This window comes from Phocaeicola vulgatus ATCC 8482, assembly GCF_000012825.1.
Taxonomy (GTDB): domain Bacteria; phylum Bacteroidota; class Bacteroidia; order Bacteroidales; family Bacteroidaceae; genus Phocaeicola; species Phocaeicola vulgatus.
In genome coordinates, this window is the sequence record NC_009614.1 from 3,563,107 (window position 1) to 3,585,655 (window position 22,549).

Annotated in this window: 20 protein-coding genes; 15 read left to right on the top strand and 5 right to left on the bottom strand. The window is 41.4% G+C overall.

The annotated features are described in order from the left end of the window. Positions 1-51: 51 nt before the first annotated feature. Complete coding sequence (locus BVU_RS14060) at positions 52-1,221, top strand: porin (RefSeq protein ID WP_005843388.1); 1,170 nt, start codon at positions 52-54, stop codon at positions 1,219-1,221. Positions 1,222-1,425: 204 nt separating this feature from the next. Here BVU_RS14060 and BVU_RS14065 read toward each other — a convergent pair whose 3' ends face one another. Then, complete coding sequence (locus BVU_RS14065) at positions 1,426-2,604, bottom strand: dicarboxylate/amino acid:cation symporter (protein ID WP_005843390.1); 1,179 nt, start codon at positions 2,602-2,604, stop codon at positions 1,426-1,428. A gap of 84 nt (positions 2,605-2,688) precedes the next feature. On the opposite strand from BVU_RS14065, the gene gnd reads away from it, so the two are divergent. The 3 genes from gnd (at position 2,689) to pgl (ending at position 6,448) form a co-directional block, all read left to right on the top strand. Further along, positions 2,689-4,125 carry a decarboxylating NADP(+)-dependent phosphogluconate dehydrogenase gene (gene gnd / locus BVU_RS14070; protein ID WP_005843392.1) on the top strand — a complete coding sequence of 479 codons (1,437 nt, stop codon included), beginning with the start codon at positions 2,689-2,691 and terminating at the stop codon, positions 4,123-4,125. 48 nt (positions 4,126-4,173) lie between these two features. Continuing rightward, positions 4,174-5,682, top strand: a complete 1,509-nt coding sequence (zwf, locus tag BVU_RS14075) for a glucose-6-phosphate dehydrogenase (RefSeq protein WP_005843394.1) — start codon at positions 4,174-4,176, stop codon at positions 5,680-5,682. 61 nt (positions 5,683-5,743) lie between these two features. Further along, positions 5,744-6,448 carry a 6-phosphogluconolactonase gene (pgl, locus tag BVU_RS14080; RefSeq protein ID WP_005843397.1) on the top strand — a complete coding sequence of 235 codons (705 nt, stop codon included), beginning with the start codon at positions 5,744-5,746 and terminating at the stop codon, positions 6,446-6,448. A gap of 295 nt (positions 6,449-6,743) precedes the next feature. On the opposite strand, the gene cydB is transcribed toward pgl, so the two are convergent. The 3 genes from cydB to BVU_RS14095 all read right to left on the bottom strand — a co-directional run bounded on the left by cydB (position 6,744) and on the right by BVU_RS14095 (position 9,788). Continuing rightward, positions 6,744-7,889, bottom strand: coding sequence for a cytochrome d ubiquinol oxidase subunit II (gene cydB, locus BVU_RS14085; protein ID WP_005843399.1), 1,146 nt, complete (start codon positions 7,887-7,889; stop codon positions 6,744-6,746). 154 nt (positions 7,890-8,043) lie between these two features. Further along, a complete protein-coding gene (locus tag BVU_RS14090) occupies positions 8,044-9,546 on the bottom strand; it encodes a cytochrome ubiquinol oxidase subunit I (RefSeq protein ID WP_005843401.1) in 1,503 nt (500 codons plus the stop codon). Between the two features lie 23 nt (positions 9,547-9,569). Beyond that, complete coding sequence (locus BVU_RS14095; RefSeq protein WP_005843404.1) at positions 9,570-9,788, bottom strand: DUF4492 domain-containing protein; 219 nt, start codon at positions 9,786-9,788, stop codon at positions 9,570-9,572. Positions 9,789-9,941: 153 nt separating this feature from the next. Here BVU_RS14095 and BVU_RS14100 point away from each other — a divergent pair, with 153 nt between their 5' ends. The 11 genes from BVU_RS14100 to BVU_RS14145 all read left to right on the top strand — a co-directional run bounded on the left by BVU_RS14100 (position 9,942) and on the right by BVU_RS14145 (position 22,104). Continuing rightward, positions 9,942-11,285 (top strand): TolC family protein, encoded by a 1,344-nt coding sequence (locus tag BVU_RS14100; protein ID WP_011965737.1) that lies wholly within the window; start codon positions 9,942-9,944, stop codon positions 11,283-11,285. Between the two features lie 24 nt (positions 11,286-11,309). Next, positions 11,310-12,533, top strand: coding sequence for an efflux RND transporter periplasmic adaptor subunit (locus BVU_RS14105; protein WP_005843408.1), 1,224 nt, complete (start codon positions 11,310-11,312; stop codon positions 12,531-12,533). Between the two features lie 41 nt (positions 12,534-12,574). Beyond that, complete coding sequence (locus BVU_RS14110) at positions 12,575-13,318, top strand: ABC transporter ATP-binding protein (RefSeq protein WP_005843409.1); 744 nt, start codon at positions 12,575-12,577, stop codon at positions 13,316-13,318. Positions 13,319-13,336: 18 nt separating this feature from the next. Next, positions 13,337-14,557 carry an ABC transporter permease gene (locus tag BVU_RS14115; protein ID WP_005843410.1) on the top strand — a complete coding sequence of 407 codons (1,221 nt, stop codon included), beginning with the start codon at positions 13,337-13,339 and terminating at the stop codon, positions 14,555-14,557. A 193-nt stretch (positions 14,558-14,750) separates the two neighbouring features. Beyond that, positions 14,751-15,806, top strand: coding sequence for a sensor histidine kinase (locus BVU_RS14120; protein WP_005843412.1), 1,056 nt, complete (start codon positions 14,751-14,753; stop codon positions 15,804-15,806). Next, positions 15,803-16,528 (top strand): LytR/AlgR family response regulator transcription factor, encoded by a 726-nt coding sequence (locus tag BVU_RS14125; protein WP_005843414.1) that lies wholly within the window; start codon positions 15,803-15,805, stop codon positions 16,526-16,528. Before BVU_RS14120 ends, BVU_RS14125 begins: the two co-directional genes overlap by 4 nt. Before the next feature lie 378 nt (positions 16,529-16,906). Next, positions 16,907-18,088 (top strand): phage integrase SAM-like domain-containing protein, encoded by a 1,182-nt coding sequence (locus tag BVU_RS14130; RefSeq protein WP_011965738.1) that lies wholly within the window; start codon positions 16,907-16,909, stop codon positions 18,086-18,088. Between the two features lie 109 nt (positions 18,089-18,197). Further along, positions 18,198-18,359 (top strand): hypothetical protein, encoded by a 162-nt coding sequence (locus BVU_RS22550; protein ID WP_172773460.1) that lies wholly within the window; start codon positions 18,198-18,200, stop codon positions 18,357-18,359. A gap of 40 nt (positions 18,360-18,399) precedes the next feature. Further along, positions 18,400-18,822 (top strand): DUF5053 domain-containing protein, encoded by a 423-nt coding sequence (locus tag BVU_RS14135; RefSeq protein ID WP_011965739.1) that lies wholly within the window; start codon positions 18,400-18,402, stop codon positions 18,820-18,822. A gap of 275 nt (positions 18,823-19,097) precedes the next feature. Further along, positions 19,098-19,322, top strand: a complete 225-nt coding sequence (locus tag BVU_RS14140) for a hypothetical protein (protein ID WP_041174460.1) — start codon at positions 19,098-19,100, stop codon at positions 19,320-19,322. Between the two features lie 277 nt (positions 19,323-19,599). Then, positions 19,600-22,104 carry a fibronectin type III domain-containing protein gene (locus tag BVU_RS14145; protein WP_011965740.1) on the top strand — a complete coding sequence of 835 codons (2,505 nt, stop codon included), beginning with the start codon at positions 19,600-19,602 and terminating at the stop codon, positions 22,102-22,104. Between the two features lie 171 nt (positions 22,105-22,275). On the opposite strand, the gene BVU_RS14150 is transcribed toward BVU_RS14145, so the two are convergent. Next, complete coding sequence (locus BVU_RS14150) at positions 22,276-22,521, bottom strand: DUF6965 family protein (protein WP_011965741.1); 246 nt, start codon at positions 22,519-22,521, stop codon at positions 22,276-22,278. Positions 22,522-22,549: the final 28 nt, after the last annotated feature.

Below are 22,549 nucleotides of genomic sequence, written 5' to 3' on the forward strand. Positions count from 1 at the left end.
TTGCGCGCATAAAAGAAAAAGAGAATACATTATAACCTAAAACTTTGACTTATGAAAAGAATAATGTTAGTATGCCTGACAGCCCTTGCTGTCTCAGGTACTTACTCTTTATATGCCCAATCTTCCGGAAGTGATTTCATGGTCGGTGACAAAAGCCTGTTTGAAGAAGTCACCGGTATCAAGAAGAAAACGGACAAGTTCAATCTCTATCTTAATATGCACGGTGATTTCAACATGAAATGGAATGATTCCGGATTTGATCAGGGCGCATTCGAAATGAAGCAGCTCCGTATCGAAATGAAGGGGGATATCAATGATTGGTTGAGTTACCGTTACCGTCAGCGTCTGAATCGGGGTAACGATGGTTCCGGCAATATAGATAATGTACCTACCAGCATAGATTGGGCAGGAGTAGGCATCAGATTAAATAAGTTCTCATTTTTTGCCGGAAAGCAATGTGTCTCGTATGGTGGTATAGAATTTGATTTGAATCCGATTGATATTTACGAATATAGTGACATGATAGAGCACATGAGTAACTTCATGACCGGTTTGAATGTGGCATACAACTATAATCCTTATCAGCAGATACAATTTCAGGTATTGAACAGCCTGAACGGGCCGTCCGAGGAGATGTATGGGGATTTGGAACGTACCAAACTGCCGTTAGTTTATACCTTGAACTGGAACGGAAATTTCCTGGATGTTTTCAAAACCCGTTGGTCTGCCTCTGTTATGAACGAAACGAAGGGCGAAAAGATGTATTATTACGCTTTGGGTAATGAATTTAATTTCAGCCCTAAATGGCATGCCTATTTTGACTGGATGTATTCTCGTGAAGGAGTAGACCGTAAAGGGATTATAACTAACATCGTAGGAACTGATAATCAGGCACACAATGCTTTTAATGCCGAATATATGTCCTATGTGTTGCATGTGAATTATCGTTTTGCCCCAAAGTGGAACTTGTTTGCAAAAGGAATGTATGAAACTGCTTCCGTTTATAAGGCAAGTGATGAAGTGGAAAAAGGGAAATATCGCACGGCATGGGGATATGCAGGAGGTATAGAATTTTATCCGATGGAGAGCAATCTGCACTTCTTCCTGGCATACGTGGGGCGTTCCTATAAATATACCGATCGTGCAAAGGCGTTGGGTGAGGACAATTTCAGTACCCATCGTGTGTCAGTGGGATTCATTTGGCAGATGCCTGTATTCTAGCTCATGCTTTCCTTTTTTGTTTGTTATGAAGAATCGGCAGGCAACTTGTTGCCTGCCTGCTATTTATCATGAAAATGTCTTTCTTTTATCAGAATTAAAGCCGTTACCTTTTTTATCATACACGTCATAAATCAGCCTGGCAACTTTTCATGAATGGGTTACAGAGTTTCCTGACTTTATCTGATTCGGGAATATTTTTCCTGTTTATTGTATGGACCGGAGATTTTTCTTTCCGAAAAACTTATCAATAATCAATGCGATAGCCCCATCGCCCGTCACATTACAAGCAGTACCGAAACTATCCATGGCAATGTAAAGTGCTATCATCAAAGCCTGTTCACTTTCTCCGAATCCCAGCATGGAAGACAGGATCCCCAATGCAGCCATGATGGCTCCTCCCGGTACTCCCGGTGCAGCTACCATCGTGATTCCCAGCATAAAGATGAATCCTGCAAACATGGGGAAATCAAATGGCATTCCTTGCATAATCATCAGTGCCAGTGCGCAAGCAACAATCTTCAACGTGCTTCCCGACAGATGAATTGTGGCACATAGCGGAATGACAAATCCGGCTATATCCTCCGTGACCCCATTCTTGACAGTCTGTCGCAAAGTCACCGGAATGGTGGCTGCCGATGACTGTGTGCCCAATGCTGTGAAATAGGCAGGCATCATCTTTCCCAGTAGTTTGAACGGATTCCGATGTACAAACAGCGCTGCAATGGTATATTGAAAAACCAACAGGAAGATGTGAAGCAGGAAAATGACTCCGATGATCTTGATAAATACCATCAGAATGTTATATACCTGTCCGGAATGGGTCATATTCAGGAATATACCGAATATATAGATAGGCAGTAGGGGCAGAATCACCGTCTGGATGGTTTTGACTATGATTTCTTTGAAATCGTTACATACGTTTTTCAGCGCTGTACTATCCAAATGTGCGATGCCCAGACCTAGTGTGAAGGCTAAAATCAAGGAAGTCATCACATTCATCACCGGGGGGATGGCTACAGTGAAGAATGGAGAAATATCATGTGCCTCGCTGATTTGTTCTATCGGTGCTCCCGGAGTAATCATGGAAGGGAAAAAAGTCACTCCGGTGAAATAAGACAGGAAACCGGAGAACAACGTGGCGCTGTATGCTACCAATGTCGTTATCACCAGCATCTTTCCTGCCTCCTTACCGATATCGGCAATGGCAGGAGTGACCAGTCCGAGAATAATCAGTGGAATGATGAAACCCAAAAATTCGCTGAAGATTCCGTTGAAAGTCACAAATACTCTGACCAATTCGCCGGGAAGAACGTTTCCGAATCCTATACCCAATGTGATGGCGATGATAATTCGGGCTAATAAGCCGATTTTTAACCTCTTCATGATAATGTGTTATTATTCAAATTGCAAAGATAGAATTATTGAACAAATAACCTATCAAATTGTTAAATATAAAAAGAATAATTTATGGAAAAGGCAGATATAGGATTAATCGGATTAGGTGTGATGGGGCAGAACCTTGCTCTGAATCTTGCCAACAAGGGATGGAAGGTTGTAGTATGGAACCGTACCGTTCCTGGAAAAGAAGAAAATGTAGTGGAACACTTTATAGCCAACCGCGCCAAAGGAAAAGGCATCATAGGCAGTAATGAACTGACAGATTTTGTCGAAGCACTGAAAACTCCGCGTGTCATCCTTTTGATGGTACAGGCGGGTCCCGCTGTCGATGAACTGACGGGCAAGCTGTTTCCTTTGATGGAAAAGGGTGATATCCTCATTGACGGAGGCAACTCTTATTATGAAGATACGGAACGTCGTGTAAAGGAACTTTATGATAAAGGAATGTACTTTGTAGGTTGCGGCATTTCAGGAGGTGAGGAGGGTGCTTTGCATGGAGCGTCCATCATGCCCGGTGGTGCGCAAGAGGCATGGTCAGTCATTCAGCCGATGCTGAAAAGTATTGCGGCAAAAGCTGAGGATGGTACTCCGTGTTGTGAGTGGGTAGGTCCCGGTGGCGCAGGCCACTATGTAAAAATGGTGCATAATGGCATAGAATATGGGGATATGCAGCTGATTGCTGAAACTTATTTCGCCATGAAGCACCTGCTGGCGTTGAAGAATGAACAGATGGCGGATATTTTTGAACAATGGGACAAAGGACGTCTGCATAGTTACCTGATAGAGATTACTTCGGCCATTCTGCGTCATAAAGAAGAAGGAGGCGATTATTTGCTCGATAACATTCTGGATGCTGCGGGACAAAAAGGAACGGGTCGCTGGAGTGTCATTAACTCCCTACAACTAAATACACCACTGGGCGTGATTGCCGAGGCGGTTTTTGCCCGTAATCTGTCGGCAGAGAAGAACTTGCGCGTGCTGATGTCCAAACATTATATGCATGTGGAGAATCATCCGGTATATAATTATCAGGATACGGTGATCGGATTGGAAAGTACCTTATATGCGGCTCGTCTGACAGGCTATGCGCAAGGGTTTGCTCTGATGTGCACTGCCAGTGAGCAATATGGCTGGAAGTTGAATCTTTCCACTATCGCGCTGTTGTGGCGCGCCGGATGCATTATTCGTTCTGCTTTTCTGAACGACATTGCCGAGGCCTATCACCGTGCACCGGGATTGTCGCATCTGTTGCTGGACGAGCATTTCGGACGGGAAGTAATGGAAGCCCTGCCCGCGTGGAAGAAATACATCGGTGTCATGTTGAGAGAAGGGTTGCCCGTACCTGTACTTTCCGCAGCGTTGAATTATTTTCTAGGTTTGACCACCAACCGTTCCCCAGCCAATATGATTCAAGCGATGCGTGATTATTTCGGAGCTCATACCTTCGAGCGTGTGGACAGTCCACGGGGGGAATTTTTCCACGAACATTGGGAAGACAACTATTGATATGTCGCAACACAAAGCATTATACATTCATTTTTAAAAGAAAGAATCATGAGTTTACCACATAGTTTATTTTTGGTCATCTTCGGTGCATCCGGTGATTTAACCCGGCGCAAACTGATGCCTGCCTTGATAAAGATACATAACGGGAAACGCTTCCCCGAGCATTTTGCCATTATCGGCTGTGCCCGTACTGCATACACGGACGAGACCTATCGTGCCTATCTGAAAGAAGAACTGATAAAATTCGGTTTTCTTACTAAAGAGGAAATGGAAACATTGGACGATTTTCTCTCTACTGTTCATTACCAGTCCATGGACCCGGCTGACGAAACCACTTATTTTCTGTTGAATGACCGTTTGAAGGAGCTTTCGCCTCAATATGAGAATAATGGGAACTATTTGTTCTATCTGGCAACTCCGCCCTTGCTTTATGAATTGATTCCGAAATGTCTGCATGATGCGGGCTTGTTGAAAAAGCCTGGATTAAAGCGTATCATTGTCGAGAAGCCTTTCGGATACGACCTGGCTTCCGCTCAGAAACTAAATAAAATCTATGCCGCTTATTTTAAAGAAGAGGATATCTACCGCATCGATCATTTTCTGGGCAAGGAAACGGTGCAGAATATTATGGTGACCCGTTTTGGAAGTACTATTTACGAACCGATATGGAACCGTAACTATATAGATTATGTAGAAATCACTGCGGTGGAAAATATGGGTATAGGTACTCGCGGAGGATATTATGACGGGGCGGGAGCTCTGCGCGATATGGTACAGAACCATTTGATGCAGTTGCTTGCTATTACTGCCATGGAACCACCGGCCAAGTTTGACAAGAATGGTTTCCGTAACGAGGTGATCAAGGTCTACCAATCCCTTCGTCCGCTGACTGATAAGTATATCCGTGATAATGTCATCCGCGGACAATATATTGCTGGTGATGACCGTATCGGTTATCGTGAAGAAAAGAATGTTCGTCCTGATTCCCGTACAGATACCTACGTGGCGATGTGTCTGTATGTGGATAACTGGCGTTGGCAGGGAGTGCCTTTTTATATCCGTACCGGAAAGCAGATGCCTACCAAGGTGACCGAAATTGTGGTTCATTTCAAACCTGCTCCTATGCAGATGTTCCAAATGAAGGAAGGCTTTTACAAAGGTGAGGAACTGATTATCCGTATTCAACCCGACGAGGGAATTCTTCAGCGCATAGCCATGAAAGAACCTGGTGCCGGTTTCTATATGGGAACCATGGAGATGGACTTCAGCTATGACCAGCACGATCAGGAAACGGGGGATGCGTATGTACGCCTGTTGGAAGACAGTCTGGTGGGTGATCCTACACTTTTTACCCGTTCCGATGCTGTGGACGAGAGCTGGACTTACTTTGATAAGATTCTGGATTATTGGAAGAAGCATCCCGAAACTCCTCTTTATGGGTATCCTGCAGGAACATGGGGACCGAAAGAAGCGGATGTATTGATCAACCGCAGTCATTCCGAATGGACAAACCCGTGCAAGAATCTGACACATTCCAATTTATACTGTAAATTGTAAGTCGTCATCTGTGGATAGTAAATTTAAAACAGCAAACTCTAAGTAATAAATAGTGAATAAGATGATTGACCATAACTTTTATGCGTCGCCTGTACAAGCGTCGCAAACCTTGATAACTCATATATTGGAAGCGATGGATAAAGAGCTTGAACGGCCTTTTACCATTGCTCTTTCCGGAGGAACTACTCCTGCCACACTTTTTGAGGTTTGGGAGCGTGAATATGCCGCATATACCCCTTGGTCCCGTATTTATTTCTATTGGGTAGACGAGCGTTGTGTGCCACCTGGCGATGATCAGAGCAACTTTGGCTTGGCCTATCGTCTGTTGTTTAGTAAGGTAGGTATTCCCGCCAGTCATTGCTACCGTATTGTGGGTGAGGGCGCTCCCGAAGAAGAAGCCAAACAGTATTCTTCCATAGTCAAGACCACCGTTCCGACCGTGGACGGTGTGCCTGTTTTTGATTTTGTATTATTAGGGATAGGAGAGGACGGGCATACATCATCCATTTTCCCCGACCATCAGGAACTTCTTACCGCCGGGGAACCGTATGAGGTGTCCGTCAATCCTTATAATAAAACAGTGCGTATATGCATGACGGGACGTCCCTTGATAGAAGCCCGGCATACCTGTTTTCTAGTGACGGGCGAGAACAAATGCAGTATTTTGAAAGAAATCCTTGATAAAAACAAGGAAGGGGTCTATCCGGCATCTTATATTTGGCATCATGCACGTAATTCGCAACTGTATGCATCACTTGTATCATAATATTTCTTTTAGATGAAGAGTTTAAACGAAAATAACTTTCTAGATGGGAAATGAATCAACTATGGATGCTATGTCTCCTATAGATATAAAAAAAGGAGCAACGCCTTGCTCCAACCTTTGTTAACCTTAAATCTAATACTATGAAAAACACAATGCAAAGGTACGGATATTTCGGAAATTTGCAAGATATTCTCTTCATTTTATAGGTTGAAACAATGTTATTTAACATAGAAAGGCATCCTGTTTACAGCTATTTGCAAAACAGGATGCCTTCACTATAATCCATTAAGACTCTTTAATAAGCGTGTCCGTCTTGTTCCAGTTCCTTTGCTGTAATGGGCTTGCGGTCTATGGCACGCCAAGCATAAATAATATAGGCCAGAACGAAAGGTACCAGAATGGAAACGTATGCCATGGTGCGCAGGGTAAATTCGCTGGAGCAACTGTTTGCCAAGGTCAGCGAACTTTGTAGATCGGCTGTGGACGGGTAATAAGCCGTATTATTATATCCCGCACAAAGCAATAAAGCTAATACAGTCAATACAACTCCTATTCCGGTAAACCAGATACCATTGGTCGCAGTCTTGCTGAAGACAGCCCTTCCGATACCCCAAAGTACCCCGACAACGCCTGATAGGAACAATACCAGCAATAGAGGTATATCCATCAGATTGATGAAATACTTGTAAGGTTCCATATAAACTTCTTTTGTCTCGGGATTTACAGCGAAACCATCAGCCAATAAAGTACGGATAACAAATGCCAGAAATAGAATAAGGAAAGGAATAGCATCTGTTATAAGCTGACGGCGGCAGCGGGGGATTAAGTCTTTATCCCGGATGTTATTGATAAAATAAAGATTGCCCAAAAGGCGGGCCAGGAAGAATACGGCAAATCCCAAGACCAGATTCCAAGGATTGGTCAGCGCATCCAGTCCGTGCCATCCGTTTGCCCAACTGCTGATGACAGGCATCAGCTCATTACCCATGTTTCCTTTATTAACCAGGAAATTGGAGCCGGTAAAGAATGTGGCTACCGCACCTCCCAGCAATAGAGGCCCTACAATACCATTTATAACCAGAAACCATTGGTAAGTATGTTTGCCCAGCAGATTGCCCAGCTTGGACTGGAACTCGTATGAAACAGCTTGCAATACGAAACTGAAAAGAATAATCATCCACAACCAGTAAGCACCGCCAAAGCTGGTACTGTAGAACAGCGGAAAAGAAGCGAAGAAGGCGCCGCCGAAAGTGACAAGGGTGGTAAAAGTAAACTCCCACTTGCGTCCTGTGGAGTTTACCAGCAAGGCACGTTCTTCGTCATTGCGTCCCAGCGTGAACAGCAAAGAGTTGCCACCCTGCACAAAGAGCAGGAACACCAACAAAGCACCCAGTAACGATACTAGGAACCACCAATAATTTTGTAGAAATATATAGTCCATAATATTCTAAATTAAAAATTGAGAATTGAATATTGAAAAATAGAATTAGAGAAACTTGAACTAAAAAAAGAATGACTTGCTGGCGGAATTAATCTCCTGTATGTAGCCCATTTATTGCGCAGCCTGAATTATTTCCGCCTGTTTCATTTATTCCTTAATTCTTAATTCCTTCCGGTCCTTTCTTGATGGCCTTCAGCATGATACCTATTTCAGCAAAGAGCAGAACGGTAAACAATAGAAGGAAGATAAAGAAAGTAAGCTGTACGGAACCTGTCTGCAATTTGGAGATGGCTGCTCCTACAGGCAACATATCCTGTATGGCCCATGGCTGGCGCCCCACTTCGGCTACCACCCAGCCTGCCTGACTGCCGATATAGGCTAGTGGAATAGTCCACAAAGCCACCCGTTGCAACCATCGCATATCAGCCAGTTTCTCTTTTTTCGATACAATCAGTACTATAATAAAGAACAGGATGAAATAACCTCCCAGCCCCACCATGATCCGGAATGACCAGAAAGTAAGTCCTACATTAGGAACCAGATGGGCAGGATCCTTGATATATCCGTAACCAAAATATTTCACGTTTTCGTCCAATGTCTTGCGAGCTGCTGCGGCACTTGCTTCGTCACCTGCCTTATGCGCTTTGCGGAATGCATCCAGGGCGGCGATGGCAATCTGTCCGCGTTTAATTTTCTCTTCGGCCGATAAAGCCGTTGTACCGTCGGGCATCTGATAACCACCTTCCAGCAGATTGTTGATACCCGGTACATAACCGTCTATGTCGTGAGTGGCAAGGATAGAAAGCATTTTGGGGATTTTCAAATCGCCTGCAATGGTGAAGGGTACTCCGTTTCCGCCATCGTGCAATCCTTCAGCGGCAGCCATTTTCATAGGTTGCACTTTGGCTACCTGTACTCCCGAAATATCCCCCGTCCATGCAGTGACGAGAGAGGCGAACAGACCTACGGCGGCGGCAACTTTAATACTGCTCAGAGCGAACTCCTTCTGACGGTTGCGCAGTAAATACCAGCAACTTATTCCTACTACAAAAACGGCTCCCAGTATCCAGCTGCTTAACACTGTGTGGAAGAACTTGGCGATAGCCATGGGAGAGAGGGCGACAGCTGCAAAGTCCACCATTTCATTTCTTACTGTTTCGGGATTGAAAGCCATCCCTACGGGGTATTGCATCCAGGCATTGGCGACCAGAATCCACCAAGCGGAGATCGTTGCTCCCAGTCCGGTGAGCCAGGTGGATGCCAGATGGAAACGCTTGCTCACTTTGTTCCAGCCGAAGAACATGACGGCAATGAAAGTGGCTTCCATAAAAAATGCCAGGATTCCTTCGATAGCCAGTGGGGCTCCGAAGATATCGCCCACAAACCAGGAATAGTTACTCCAGTTAGTTCCGAACTCGAATTCCAGAATCAGACCGGTGGCAACACCTACGGCGAAATTGATTCCAAACAGTTTCATCCAGAATTTAGCTGTGTTCTTCCAGAATTCCTTACCTGTTGTTACATAAAAGGTCTCCATGAGCCCCATTATCACAGCCAATCCCAAAGTGAGAGGTACGAAAAGCCAGTGATACATGGCCGTTAGAGCGAACTGTGCTCTTGACCAGTCAATTAATGAAGTGTCAATGTTTTCAAACATAACTTTCTGATTTATTTAAATGTTTATGGATTTGCCCGTTCTATTAACTCCTCACCTACATACTGTTGCTTCTCTTCCGTTGTCTTCCCGCCAAGGAAGGAGGGAAAGAAGAAAAGTTTTAGAATAAAGAACATGATGAATAGTTTGATAAGAATAATCGTCCAAAGGGTACGTCCCAAGGTCATCTCGCGAAAGCCGTCGCGATAGAATATCCAGATGCGTGTCAACAAAGAATCATTCATAAATTTATCTTAAAGTTGTAATAATTACAAAGAAAAACACTTTATCGGTAAAAAGCAAGTTTTTGTCCATAGAAATATTCCACAAATCTATATTTATTGCTAAAAAAATCACAGTCCTCTACTTTTGTACAAACAAATTAAATAGTAAAAAGGATGAGACAACGAGTAGTATATTTCGTAATGATTTGGGTCGCGGTCACTTCGGTTTCCGCGCAAGAGGCCAAAAAGTGGACGCTGGACGACTGTATTGACTATGCATTGGAGAAAAATATCCAATTGCAGCAGGACAAAATCTCACTGGAAGAGAGTTCTGTAGACGTGAAAACCGCCAAAGCCGCACTATTTCCCAGTCTGTCGTTCAGTACAGGACAGAATGTGACGAACCGTCCGTATCAGGAAACCAGTAACACGGTAAGCGGAACGGAAATCATCAGTAGTGACAGTAAAACCACTTATAATGGAAACTATGGTCTGAATGCACAATGGACATTGTGGAATGGTAACAAACGGTTGAATGCCATCAAACAAAAGAAGACGGGTCAGCAGATTGCAGGGCTTACCGTAGCCGAAACAGAAAACTCTTTGCAAGAGCAGATTGCACAAATATTCATCCAGATACTTTATGCCGACGAGTCGGTGAAAATTAACCAGAACACCTTACAGGTGAGCCAAGCTACATACGACAGGGGCAAAGAACTCTTTCATAAAGGAAGTATTTCAAAAGCCGATTTGGCACAATTGGAATCACAGGTAGGCAGTGACAAATATCAGTTGGTGATCTCCGAAAGTTCCTTGCGTGACTATAAATTGCAGTTGAAGCAGTTGTTGGAGCTGGATGGTACGGAAGAAATGGATTTGGTTCTTCCCGAACTCGCCGATGAACATGTTTTGCAACCGTTACCTGCTCAGGAGGATGTTTATCAGCAGGCTTTGGCATCACGTCCGGAAATTCAAAGCAGCAAGTTGAGCATAGAGAATTCCAAATTGGACATATCAGTGGCTAAAGCCGGCTATCTCCCTACCATCAGTCTGAGTGCATCTACGGGGAGTATGACAAACAGTGCCAGTGATAATAGCTGGAGCAAACAAATGAAATATGGCTGGAATAATATGATAGGATTGAATATAAACATTCCGATTTTTGATAATCGCCAGAACAAAAGTGCTGTGCAGAAGGCACGTTTGCAATATGATAGTAGTCTACTCGATTTGATAAACAAGCAAAAGGAACTCTATAAGAATATAGAAAGTCTGTGGTTGGACGCTACTAATGCTCAAGAGCAATATGCGGCGGCTGAGAGTAAGCTGAAAAGTAGCCAGGCCAGTTATGAGATGGTCAGCGAGCAATTCAACTTGGGAATGAAGAATACCGTAGAGTTGCTTACCGAGAAAAATAACCTGCTCAGTGCACAGCAGCAACGTATTCAGGCCAAGTATATGGCTATCTTGGATCGGACTCTACTGAACTTCTATGCAGGTCAGGATATAAAATTATAATCATAACGCTATACATATTATATTATGGAAAAGAAGAAAATGATCCTTACTACAGCGGTAGCCGTAGTGGTCGTGGCAGGCGGTTTCTGGATGCTTGGCGGACCGGAGGGAAAAAGTACGGTCGATTTCTCAACGGAAACCGTAACGAAAGGTAATGTCAGCAATTTCATTACTGCTACCGGAACCATAGAGCCGGTGACAGAGGTGGAAGTGGGTACGCAGGTATCTGGTATTATTGACAAGATTTATGTGGATTACAATTCTGTGGTAAAGAAAGGAGAATTGATAGCCGAGATGGATAAAGTGACACTGCAAAGTGAACTTCAGTCGGCAAAGGCCACTTATGACGGCAATGAGGCCGAGTACGATTACCAAAAGAAATTATATGACCGCAACCGTAAACTGCACGAGAAGCAATTAATCAGCGATATGGACTATGAAGAAACGGTTTATAATTTCCAACGTGCCCAAAGTGCATTGGAGCAAAGCAAGGCGGCTCTGGCAAAGGCTGAGCGTAACCTGTCATACGCAACCATCACCTCGCCTATCGATGGAGTGGTGACCAGCCGTGATGTGGAAGAAGGACAGACCGTAGCATCCGGTTTCGAAACTCCGACACTGTTCACCATCGCTGCCGACTTGACCAAGATGCAGGTGGTGGCCGATGTGGATGAAGCCGATATTGCCGGGGTGGAGGAAGGAACCCGTGTAACCTTTACCGTGGATGCTTATCCCGACGATGTGTTCGAAGGAGTAGTCAGACAGGTTCGTTTGGGAAGTACGAACAGCACGAGCAGCAGCTCTTCAACAACCACCAGTACCACTGTAGTTACTTATGAGGTAGTGATAACAGCTGATAATCCCTATTTGAAACTGAAACCGCGTCTTACCGCCAACGCTACCATTTATACATTGACCAAGGATAATGTGTTGACCGTTCCCAACAAGGCTTTGCGCTTTACTCCCAACAAAGACATAGTGGGAGGTCGTAAGATAAACGATTGCCAGAGCAGTCATAAAGTGTGGACACTGGATAACAATACCTTTACCGCCCATCCTGTGAAAATAGGTATTACTGATGGCAGCAAGACAGAGATTGTGAGTGGCATCACTGAAAATACGCCGGTAGTGACAGAAACGGTAGTGAAAGGTGCTATGCCTGGAATGGAAGAGCCGTCTGCCGGAGAAGGTGAGAGAAGTCCGTTCATGCCAGGCCCTCCGGGAAGCAATAAGAAAAAGAACAAGTAATAAAAGGTAATGCTTCCGTTTACATTGAAAGAATAAATCATATGAAAAAGATAATCGAATTACAAAATATAAAACGGAACTTCCAGGTAGGCGATGAAACCGTCCACGCTCTGCGTGGCATCTCTTTTACCATTTATGAAGGAGAGTTTGTCACTATCATGGGTACTTCTGGTTCCGGCAAGTCCACTCTGCTGAATACTTTGGGATGTCTTGATACCCCTACCAGTGGTGAATACCTGTTGGATGGTGTGTCCGTGCGTACCATGAGCAAACCTCAGCGGGCTGTGTTGCGCAACCGTAAAATAGGTTTTGTATTTCAGAACTATAATCTGTTGCCTAAGACGACTGCCGTAGAGAATGTGGAGTTGCCCTTGATGTATAACTCGTCCATATCGGCTTCCGAAAGACGGAAACGTGCCATTGAATCACTGATAGCCGTGGGGCTAGGTGACCGTTTGGAACATAAATCCAACCAAATGTCCGGCGGACAGATGCAGCGTGTGGCCATTGCCCGTGCTCTGGTGAATAATCCTGCCGTTATTTTGGCTGATGAAGCGACCGGTAATCTGGATACCCGTACCTCTTTCGAAATTCTGGTACTTTTCCAAAAGTTACACGCCGAAGGCCGTACACTTATTTTTGTCACTCACAATCCCGAAATAGCCCAGTATAGCAGCCGTAATATCCGCTTGCGTGACGGGCATGTAGTGGAAGATACCATCAATCCTCAGATCCTTTCGGCCGCTGCCGCGCTGGCTGCCTTGCCCAAGAATGATGAGGACTAACCATAAAAAAGAATCATTATGAACGGAACGAATCTATTTAAAATAGCTCTCCGGGCTCTTGCCAACAACAAGCTCCGCGCTTTCCTCACCATGTTGGGGATCATCATCGGTGTGGCATCAGTCATTGCTATGCTTGCCATCGGTCAGGGCTCGAAAAAGAGCATCCAGCAACAAATCTCGGAGATGGGGTCAAACATGATTATGATTCATCCGGGAGCAGAGATGCGTGGAGGGGTCCGCCAAGACCCTTCGGCCATGCAGACACTGAAACTGGAAAATTATGAAAAGTTGAGCGAAGAGTGTACTTATCTCTCCGGCATTAGTCCCAACGTTTCTTCTTCGGGACAACTTGTTGCGGGGGCCAACAACTACCCGTCTTCGGTGAGTGGTGTAAGTATGGATTATCTTACCATACGTCAGCTCACCGTGGAACAGGGGGAGATGTTTACCGAGAATGACATCCGTACGGCAGCCAAGGTTTGTGTTATCGGTAAAACCATTGTCGATAATCTTTTTCCCGACGGATCGGATCCGATAGGGAAAGTGATTCGTTGTAATCAAATTCCTTTCCGGGTAATTGGTGTGCTGAAATCAAAAGGGTATAACTCGATGGGCATGGACCAGGACGATGTGGTACTGGCTCCTTACAGTACGGTGATGAAACGATTGCTGGCACAGACTTACCTAAGTGGAATTTTTGCTTCGGCTCTGACAGAAGATATGACCGATGAGGCTGTAGATGAGATAACGACCATTCTGCGTCGTGAACATAAGCTGAAAGAAACGGATGATGATGACTTTACCATCCGCACCCAGCAGGAGCTGAGTAGTATGCTCAACACTACAACAGACCTGATGACTACCTTGTTGGCTTGTATTGCCGGTATATCTTTGGTGGTCGGTGGTATCGGTATCATGAATATCATGTATGTGTCTGTAACAGAGCGTACTCGTGAAATAGGTTTGCGTATGTCGGTCGGGGCTCGAGGAGTAGATATCCTGAGCCAGTTTTTGATAGAGGCTATCCTGATCAGTATCACGGGGGGGCTGATAGGAGTGATTATCGGTTGTGGAGCCAGTTTTATGATTAAAACGATAGCACATTGGCCTGTATTTATCCAGCCTTGGAGTGTGTTGCTTTCATTTCTGGTATGTACCGTCACCGGTGTGTTTTTCGGATGGTATCCGGCGAAGAAAGCTGCAGATTTGGATCCGATAGACGCTTTGCGTTACGAGTAGGGATGAAAAGGTGTGGGGGTGAAGCAGAATTGATTTATGGGAATGCTAGTTGGGTTCCGGTCTTTTCCCGATTATCTGTTTATAATGTTTTTTGTAAATCAATTTTGTTTCACTGATTCCTGCCAGTCTTATTTTATGGAATAAGAATCATGGAAATCTTATTTCTAATCTAATCTTTCTTATCTTTGCCTGTATGAAACAGTTATTTTCACAACGACGTTTTTTGGAAATGAGTATCCATATTGTCAGTTGGTTGCTCGTTTTTGGCTTTCCGCTTGTATTCATGGACCGTGGAAGCGGCTTCAATCTGGCCCAATTCTTGAGGCATAGTTGTGTTCCTTTGTGCTATTTTATTATCTTCTATGTCAATTACTTGTGCCTGGTTCCCCGCTATATGTTCACGGACGAAATGCGTAAGTATATTCTGAGCAATGCCGTGCTGATACTTTGTCTGAGTGTGCTTCTTCATGTATTTCTGGAAAGTATAAGCACTCCTCCGCCTCCTGAGTTTGCACGTCATATTCCGCCCCGTTGGATATTTTATGCGCGGGATATGGGGATGATGATTTTTGTTGCCGGATTGGGTGCGGCCATTCGTACCAGCCTGCGTTGGCGTCAGGCGGAAGAGCGGTTGATAGAAGCGGAGAGACAAAAGACGGAAGCGGAACTGAAAAACTTGAAGAACCAGTTGAATCCTCATTTTCTGCTCAATACATTAAATAATATCTATGCTTTGATTGCTTTTAATAGTGACAAGGCACAAGAGGCAGTACAAGAGCTGAGTAAATTGTTGCGGCATGTGCTTTATGACAATCAGCAGACTTTTGTTCCGCTTGAAAAAGAATTGGACTTTATCCGTAATTATGTAGCTCTGATGCGTATCCGCCTGCCACAGCAGGTAGAAGTGAGTGTGAATTTGGAGGCAGACTCTGGAGGTGCGTTGCAAATCGCTCCCCTTATTTTCATATCGCTGATAGAAAATGCCTTCAAGCATGGTATCAGCCCCACGGTAGACAGTTTTATCAGTATCTCTATCTTTGGGCATACGGATGGTACGGTGAGATGTGAGATCCTTAACAGCAATCATCCGAAGTCCGGGCAAGATAAAAGTGGAAGTGGAGTGGGGCTGGAACAGGTAAGCAAGCGGTTGGAACTGATTTATCCGGGACATTACGAATGGATAAAAGGGATCAGTGAAAACGGACAGGTATATTCTTCTATATTAACTATACAGACTAAAAGTTTATGATACTGAATTGTGCTATTGTAGATGATGAGCCGCTGGCTTTGGAATTGCTGAGAAGCTATGTGGAAAAAACGTCTTTCCTCCGGTTGGTAGGGAGGTATTCCAGTGCGGTGCAAGCTATGACAGAAATTCCTCTTCACGAGGAGGTGCATGTCTTGTTCCTTGATATTCAAATGCCCGAGTTGAACGGTTTGGAGTTTTCACGCATGGTCAGTCCTGAAACAAGGATTATTTTTACTACTGCATTCGGACAGTATGCCTTGGATAGTTATAAAGTCAATGCCTTGGACTATTTGTTGAAACCTATCAGCTATGTCGATTTTTTGCAATCGGTGAATAAAGCGGTGCAATGGTATGAATTGAAACAAAAGGCGGATAATGGTGTTGATGCCGATGAGGCGGATGATTGTATATATGTAAAAAGTGATTATAAATTGCTCCGAATTGCTTTAGACCGGATATTGTATATAGAAGGGTTGAAGGATTATATTAAAATACATGTGGAGGATGAGCCGAAAGCTATCCTGTCACTTATCAGTATGAAAGCTATGGAAGAGAAGCTTCCTTCCAGTCGTTTTATTCGCGTACATCGCTCGTTTATAGTGCAAAAGAGTAAAATTAAGGTGCTTGATCGGGGGCGGATTGTTTTCGGTAAAGAGTATATTCCGATTTCCGATAGTTATAAACAGGAGTTACAGATATATTTGAATAGTCATTCTGTTTGAAAAATGTGATATTTGAATGATAAAAGTTGATATTTTGTCGATATCCTTTTGCAAAAAAGAAATAATCTTTTTATATTTGCAGCATAGACAAGGGAAGTTGTGAAACTTCTTAATAGAATAGTTTAGTTAAGTCTAGTTTAGTTTTTGTGTTGTAAATCGGGAGCCTGCAAGAGTGCACGAGCTCCCGATGTTTTTATATTGATTTTCAGGATTTTATGATATAGAATCAAACTATTAAGCCACTTTTTAGTATCAATGTTTATAGTAAATAAATGTCAAAAATGCGACGATTTTCTTGTCGGATTCTTGTCGAAAACGCGTTTTTGTTTCCGTTTTCTTGTCCAAGATTTCCGACTTTATTACTAAAAAAGACTAGTTATGGCAAATTTTTCATTGGTAATCGTTCCTGCAAAAGTATTAACAGGAGGAAAACATAAGGTGAGAGTGATGGTTTCCCACAATGGACAAACCAGATATATCCCCACTGATATAATCATTGATTCGATTAGTGAATTTAAAGAGGGTAGGGTAGTGAAACGCCCCGACAAGGATATCCTGAATCTCCGGCTTAAAAAAATATGTGATAAATATTTTGAGAGGTATATGGAACTGGAATTCTCCAATTGCCTGACATGTTCCCAGCTTGTCAGGCTCATTACAGACAATGGCAGGGACAAATGCCATACATTTGAAGAGGTGGTGGATGAATACCTTTCACAGATAGATGAAGAGGACAGAGGCAAGACATATAAACTCTACAGGCTGGCAGCGAACAAGTTCATCCAGTTCACAGGAACCGGAGCGCCTATGGAGCATATCACTCCAATCCGAATTAATGGTTATATAAGCGCTCTCAAAAAACAACGTCTGTCAAATACGACAATCAACATCTATATCACTTTGCTTAAGGTACTCATCAATTATGCGAAGAAGATGCAATATGTCAATTTCAAGGTTGATCCGTTCGTCACCGCAAAAGTACCGTCATCCAGAAAACGTGAAACCTTCATCACCGTGGAGCAGTTGAAAAGGTTACGAGATCTTGATGTGAAGAAACATAACATGATGATAGTGCGTGATATCTTCATGCTGACATACTATCTTGCGGGTATGAATCTGGTTGACATGCTGGATTATAATTTCAAGAATACTGACGAGGTGAACTATATAAGGAGAAAGACCAGAAACACCAAAGAGGGAAATTCCATGGTGTGTTTCACAATTCCCGATGAAGCTATGCCTCTTATCATGAAGTATATGGATAAAAAGACTGGGAAACTTGTTTTCGGCAAATACAGAACTTATGTGAGCTGTTATAATACTCTGACAAGGAAAATGAAGAACCTGGCTCTTGAAGTAGGTATAAGGCATGATTTTACATTGTACTCTGCAAGGAAAAGTTTTGTCCAGCACGGCTTCGACTTGGGAATCCCCTTGAGCACATTGGAGTATTGCATAGGGCAAAGCATGAAGGAAGACCGCCCGATATTCAATTATGTGTCTATAATGAAAGTACACGCGGACAAAGCTATCAGGATGATTTTGGACAATCTGAAATAAATATGATAAAAGGCAGAATAATTTCTTTAAAAGTTTGTACATAATATTTTTATTATGTAAATTTGTATCGTCATAAAGAAACAGAGTATTAACCATTAAACACAAATCAATGACAGATGAAGAGCTAAAGCAGGAAATTGAGAAAGTTAAAAAAATGATTTCAGATTATGAAAGTTTGAAAACGGTGATTGCTCCAACTTCTGAAGAGTATGAACGACAGATGAACATTTTGCTCGACAGGCTGGGCAATCTATTGAAGATGAAAGATTAACAAAAAGCCCCTCTTGGGAGGGGTTTTGAAACTATACGATATGGATAATTTACAGGAAAAATTAGCAGAACTGAAAACCTATATAGGGAAAACGGACGAAGAAAGCAAGGCCAGATTCGATTCCTTGTCTGCGGAAATAAAGGCAATGAAGTTGACGGATGAAGAGAAAACCATCTTCAGTAACTTTATGATGCAGGGACTGGAGGATATCAGTAACAGTATGGATGTCATAGAACGGGAATTAAGAATCAGGGAACAGCTAAAAGAGGCTGTTGAGATATTGCCTTTGGCTTATATTGCTAGAAACTACTTTGGAAAGAGTGCATCTTGGCTGTATCAGCGCATAAATGGATATAAGGTGCGAGGAAAGGTCTATACGCTGAATCATGAGGAAATAGGTATCTTCAACCGTGCACTGAAAGAAATAGGAGAAAAAATAGGCTCACTGTCCATTACTGGTTAATGGCTGTTTCTTATGACACCTGATCCCCATGGTTGAGCTGCCATGGGGATTTCTTTTTATTGGATAATGCCGAGAAAATTCATATCTTTGCAGTCACAAGTATGTAGAACATAATTCTTAGTGCTTGGTTTGACTTTGGTGAGGGGGTGGTTCCCCTCACTTTTTTTATATCGGAAATCTTTGTTTATTGTTTAGTATAATGTCTATAAATTGTATGACACCTTTGAGGTTATATTATGTAGAAGCAATGTCGCATCTATATAAACAATTTCATAATGAGTAGAATTATAAAGAATTGTCCATGTACGTTAGAAGTATGGAGTGGTCCAGATGAACCGATTTTAAAAGAATGGAATATGTATTTTAACTGTAAAAATGAAATAAAAGAGTATTTAAACAGTAAACTTCAAGAGTTTAAAGGGAATATGGTAGAATGTTATGTTTATCAACTGCATAAGGGCAAACTTAGTGAAGTATCGGTGTGTTTGGAAGTAAAGTAAAGAAAGTTTCCAGAAGGATATTGAAAAGGCAGCTTATTCGGCTGCCTTAGTTTTTTTTCTTTTGGGACTCATTATATCCTAAATTGCCCCAAATACATATTATGATTTTATGAGAGGATAAAAATATTCTAGTTCAGTTTAAACTGAATAACCCCTATTTTTTCACTTTTAGCTCCTTAATAATGTATTATAGTGTATATACTACATAGAGCAGTTTTGATTTATTCAATTATTTTAATACATTTGTGTCATTAAGTATAATATCAATCGTTGTAGTATGAAAATAAGTATTTTTTCTTATGCATTATTGTGTTTGTTGGGAATTTCGTTGGCTTGTTGTGAATCCAAAGATGAAAACTTAAAAAGTGGAAGTAGTCCAAATGACAAATGGGAATTTGCTTATGAAAAAAATTTTGTAGATAGTTTAGATGCTATTTATAATAAAAAAGAAGGTGTTATAGCATTATTTGGTTATAAAGATATTCCTACTGGATTAAATATTACCAATGAAGACTTTATTGTGAATAAAGGACGAATTATTTGTATAACAAGAGTAAATAAAGATACTCAAACTCTTGATGAATCTATGGCAACAATAATTGTATGTGATTCAACTTTATTCCCTATACGTATTGCAAATAAAGATATAAACATTATTGCATCGAAAAGAGACGAGTATCACTTTGATTGTATTTTTTATAATTTGCAAAAAGATGAATGGATAGAATGCAATAATCTTGAATATAATTTGAAGAATATCGAAGAAGTTTCTTCAACTCGTGCTTTAGCAACAGGAGGATATTCTGAATTTAATCCAAATAGTGTATTAAAAGTAATAAGTATAGCAACTAATATTGTAAATGGAATACGAAAAGGATGGAGCGATGATGTATTGGGGTTCTTTTATGAAAATTTGCAGATTTTAAGCCAATATAACGATGAGGTTGGATTAGCTGTAGGTGTAATTGCAACACCTGGGTGGTTTAAACTTCTTCCCGTAGCTGAATATTTAACAGCGAAACTCGATAAGTTGATTCTAAAAGAAATGGGGAAAGTACATTTTACACTTGAAGACCCTAAGATCATAGACGGAACTACATGCGAAATTTTTTATGAAATTGACGGGCTTCATCAATATGGAATTGTAAATACTGAAATTGGAATGGAAATATATAATAAAAGTGGATATTTCAATTATTCTTCATTAAAATCAGGAAATTATAAAGGTTCGCAAATTTGGGCAAATCTGTCAACTGGTCAATATACAGTCGAACTTTATGTAAGATCTAAGAAATTTCAATGGTTGGAATTTCGAGCTATGAAAACAATTTATATGTTTGAACTTGAATTAGACCATTATGACATTAATCCTAAAATAAAATATGTCAATGATGAAGTAACTTTTGATATTGATGTATATTTAAAGGGAGATAACAATGAATTGAACGAATGGATAAAACGTGGAGTACAATTCGGATATTATATAAAATATTCCAATAATACCCCTGAATATTATCCAGTTGCAAATTTTTCATCAATATTTGAAATGACTCCATTAACATGTAAATTGATTATAAATAAAAATAATTTCCCAGAGGAATATAAAAATTATTCAACTTATGAAGCAATCGCTATAGATTATTATATCGGAACTTATGCGACTTTTAGCAAAGATAATATTACTCATTTGGATGAAAAGCCGATAGACGGTCTTATTTATAAAGAAAAGCCTTTCACCATAACACAAGAAACTATATCGACAACAGAAACGTCGGCTACATTGGTATGTGAATATGGCAATAATTCCTTTTGGAATCTTACATGTGGAGTTGAATATTATTGGAAAGGAAATAAATCTGAAATAGATTTAGGACCTTTAGAAGATGGGGAACACAAAATAACGTTGACTGGATTAAAACCTAGTACAACATACACTTACAGATCGTTTATGAAACATGGGAATAAATATTTATATGCTGATAATGAAAAAACTTTCACTACAAATAGTGGTTGCCACATAGATTTTAATATTGAATATCCCAATTATTCAGATTCCAAAGCGGATGAAGTTGTATGCAGAATTGCCCTCTTGCCTGTTTATGAAAATGAGGATCAACGTAATAGTATAATAAAAAAGTATGCAGTATTATATAAAGACGGGAAAGAAGTAACAAGGTCATCATATGAATATTCAGATAGGATTATATTGACACATGTATTTAAACGTGAAGAATTGTCAGTAGACTATGTGAACTATACTGCTGTACCTAAAGATGGACATTGGCAGGCATCAATGGAATTTGAAAAACTGAATGAAAAAGGGGAAATTATAACTATGCCAACTGATGTTATGAAAGATGTGAATTTGAAATATGACACTAAACCGGTGATGGTAATTTATAAATGTGATATTGGTCGTTGTGATGCCTACCCAGACCCCAATTATACACATGATGAACATCGTTTCTTAATTAAAATGAGTAGTTTTACAAGAGGATCATTTTGGCGCAAGTCTTGGATAGGCATTTCTTCTAATGAGGTTATAGATGGAAAAGTCCATTGGTTTGGAGATGATTTTTCTTTAGGAGGAAACTGGGGAGTGGATTATACTAATAACAATAAACCGAATCAGTTATTGATGGAATTTAAAGACTATAATGGGAATGTTATTAAAAGTAACTCCATACCAATTCAGACAAATGAAAAAGGATGTGTTATAGAAAGTCATTATGATAATACTTCTGAGGTTATATCAAAGTATGGCAAGCAATGGAATTTCTAGGATGACATTTTTTACTAGGAATAATTTTAACGGTATGAGGCTGTCTTAAAAATGAGACAGCCTTTACTTTTGTTGCAAAAATAGCTTCTATTTTAACCCCACAGGGCATAAATACGAAAATCCCATTTTCCCCAGTTGATTGTATAATCCGATTGGAAAATTAAAGGCTGCTTATTCGACTGCATTTTCAAGGTTCTCTCTGATTTGTTGGAGCATCCGGAAAGCCTCGGCCATCTTATAGTTGCCCAGACATTGCTTAGCCTGCATGATACAACTTTCAACAGTAAGTTTCAAATCCGGGGTAAAAGCCGCTTTGTTAATCTGCATTTCTTTTGGAAGTTCATCAGCATGGTTATTGAACCATACGATCATTTCATTCAATTCCTCTTCGGAATAAGATTCTTTTTTTTCAGCCATAATACATAAGTTAATGTTAGTTCCGGCA

What these genes read in the sequence shown, in the direction of transcription:
- BVU_RS14060 (WP_005843388.1), top strand. Translation starts at nt 52, where the DNA reads ATGAAAAGAATAATGTTAGTATGCCTGACAGCCCTTGCTGTCTCAGGT.
- BVU_RS14065 (WP_005843390.1), bottom strand. Translation starts at nt 2,604, where the DNA reads ATGAAGAGGTTAAAAATCGGCTTATTAGCCCGAATTATCATCGCCATC.
- gnd (WP_005843392.1), top strand. Translation starts at nt 2,689, where the DNA reads ATGGAAAAGGCAGATATAGGATTAATCGGATTAGGTGTGATGGGGCAG.
- zwf (WP_005843394.1), top strand. Translation starts at nt 4,174, where the DNA reads ATGAGTTTACCACATAGTTTATTTTTGGTCATCTTCGGTGCATCCGGT.
- pgl (WP_005843397.1), top strand. Translation starts at nt 5,744, where the DNA reads ATGATTGACCATAACTTTTATGCGTCGCCTGTACAAGCGTCGCAAACC.
- cydB (WP_005843399.1), bottom strand. Translation starts at nt 7,889, where the DNA reads ATGGACTATATATTTCTACAAAATTATTGGTGGTTCCTAGTATCGTTA.
- BVU_RS14090 (WP_005843401.1), bottom strand. Translation starts at nt 9,546, where the DNA reads ATGTTTGAAAACATTGACACTTCATTAATTGACTGGTCAAGAGCACAG.
- BVU_RS14095 (WP_005843404.1), bottom strand. Translation starts at nt 9,788, where the DNA reads ATGAATGATTCTTTGTTGACACGCATCTGGATATTCTATCGCGACGGC.
- BVU_RS14100 (WP_011965737.1), top strand. Translation starts at nt 9,942, where the DNA reads ATGAGACAACGAGTAGTATATTTCGTAATGATTTGGGTCGCGGTCACT.
- BVU_RS14105 (WP_005843408.1), top strand. Translation starts at nt 11,310, where the DNA reads ATGGAAAAGAAGAAAATGATCCTTACTACAGCGGTAGCCGTAGTGGTC.
- BVU_RS14110 (WP_005843409.1), top strand. Translation starts at nt 12,575, where the DNA reads ATGAAAAAGATAATCGAATTACAAAATATAAAACGGAACTTCCAGGTA.
- BVU_RS14115 (WP_005843410.1), top strand. Translation starts at nt 13,337, where the DNA reads ATGAACGGAACGAATCTATTTAAAATAGCTCTCCGGGCTCTTGCCAAC.
- BVU_RS14120 (WP_005843412.1), top strand. Translation starts at nt 14,751, where the DNA reads ATGAAACAGTTATTTTCACAACGACGTTTTTTGGAAATGAGTATCCAT.
- BVU_RS14125 (WP_005843414.1), top strand. Translation starts at nt 15,803, where the DNA reads ATGATACTGAATTGTGCTATTGTAGATGATGAGCCGCTGGCTTTGGAA.
- BVU_RS14130 (WP_011965738.1), top strand. Translation starts at nt 16,907, where the DNA reads ATGGCAAATTTTTCATTGGTAATCGTTCCTGCAAAAGTATTAACAGGA.
- BVU_RS22550 (WP_172773460.1), top strand. Translation starts at nt 18,198, where the DNA reads ATGACAGATGAAGAGCTAAAGCAGGAAATTGAGAAAGTTAAAAAAATG.
- BVU_RS14135 (WP_011965739.1), top strand. Translation starts at nt 18,400, where the DNA reads ATGGATAATTTACAGGAAAAATTAGCAGAACTGAAAACCTATATAGGG.
- BVU_RS14140 (WP_041174460.1), top strand. Translation starts at nt 19,098, where the DNA reads ATGAGTAGAATTATAAAGAATTGTCCATGTACGTTAGAAGTATGGAGT.
- BVU_RS14145 (WP_011965740.1), top strand. Translation starts at nt 19,600, where the DNA reads ATGAAAATAAGTATTTTTTCTTATGCATTATTGTGTTTGTTGGGAATT.
- BVU_RS14150 (WP_011965741.1), bottom strand. Translation starts at nt 22,521, where the DNA reads ATGGCTGAAAAAAAAGAATCTTATTCCGAAGAGGAATTGAATGAAATG.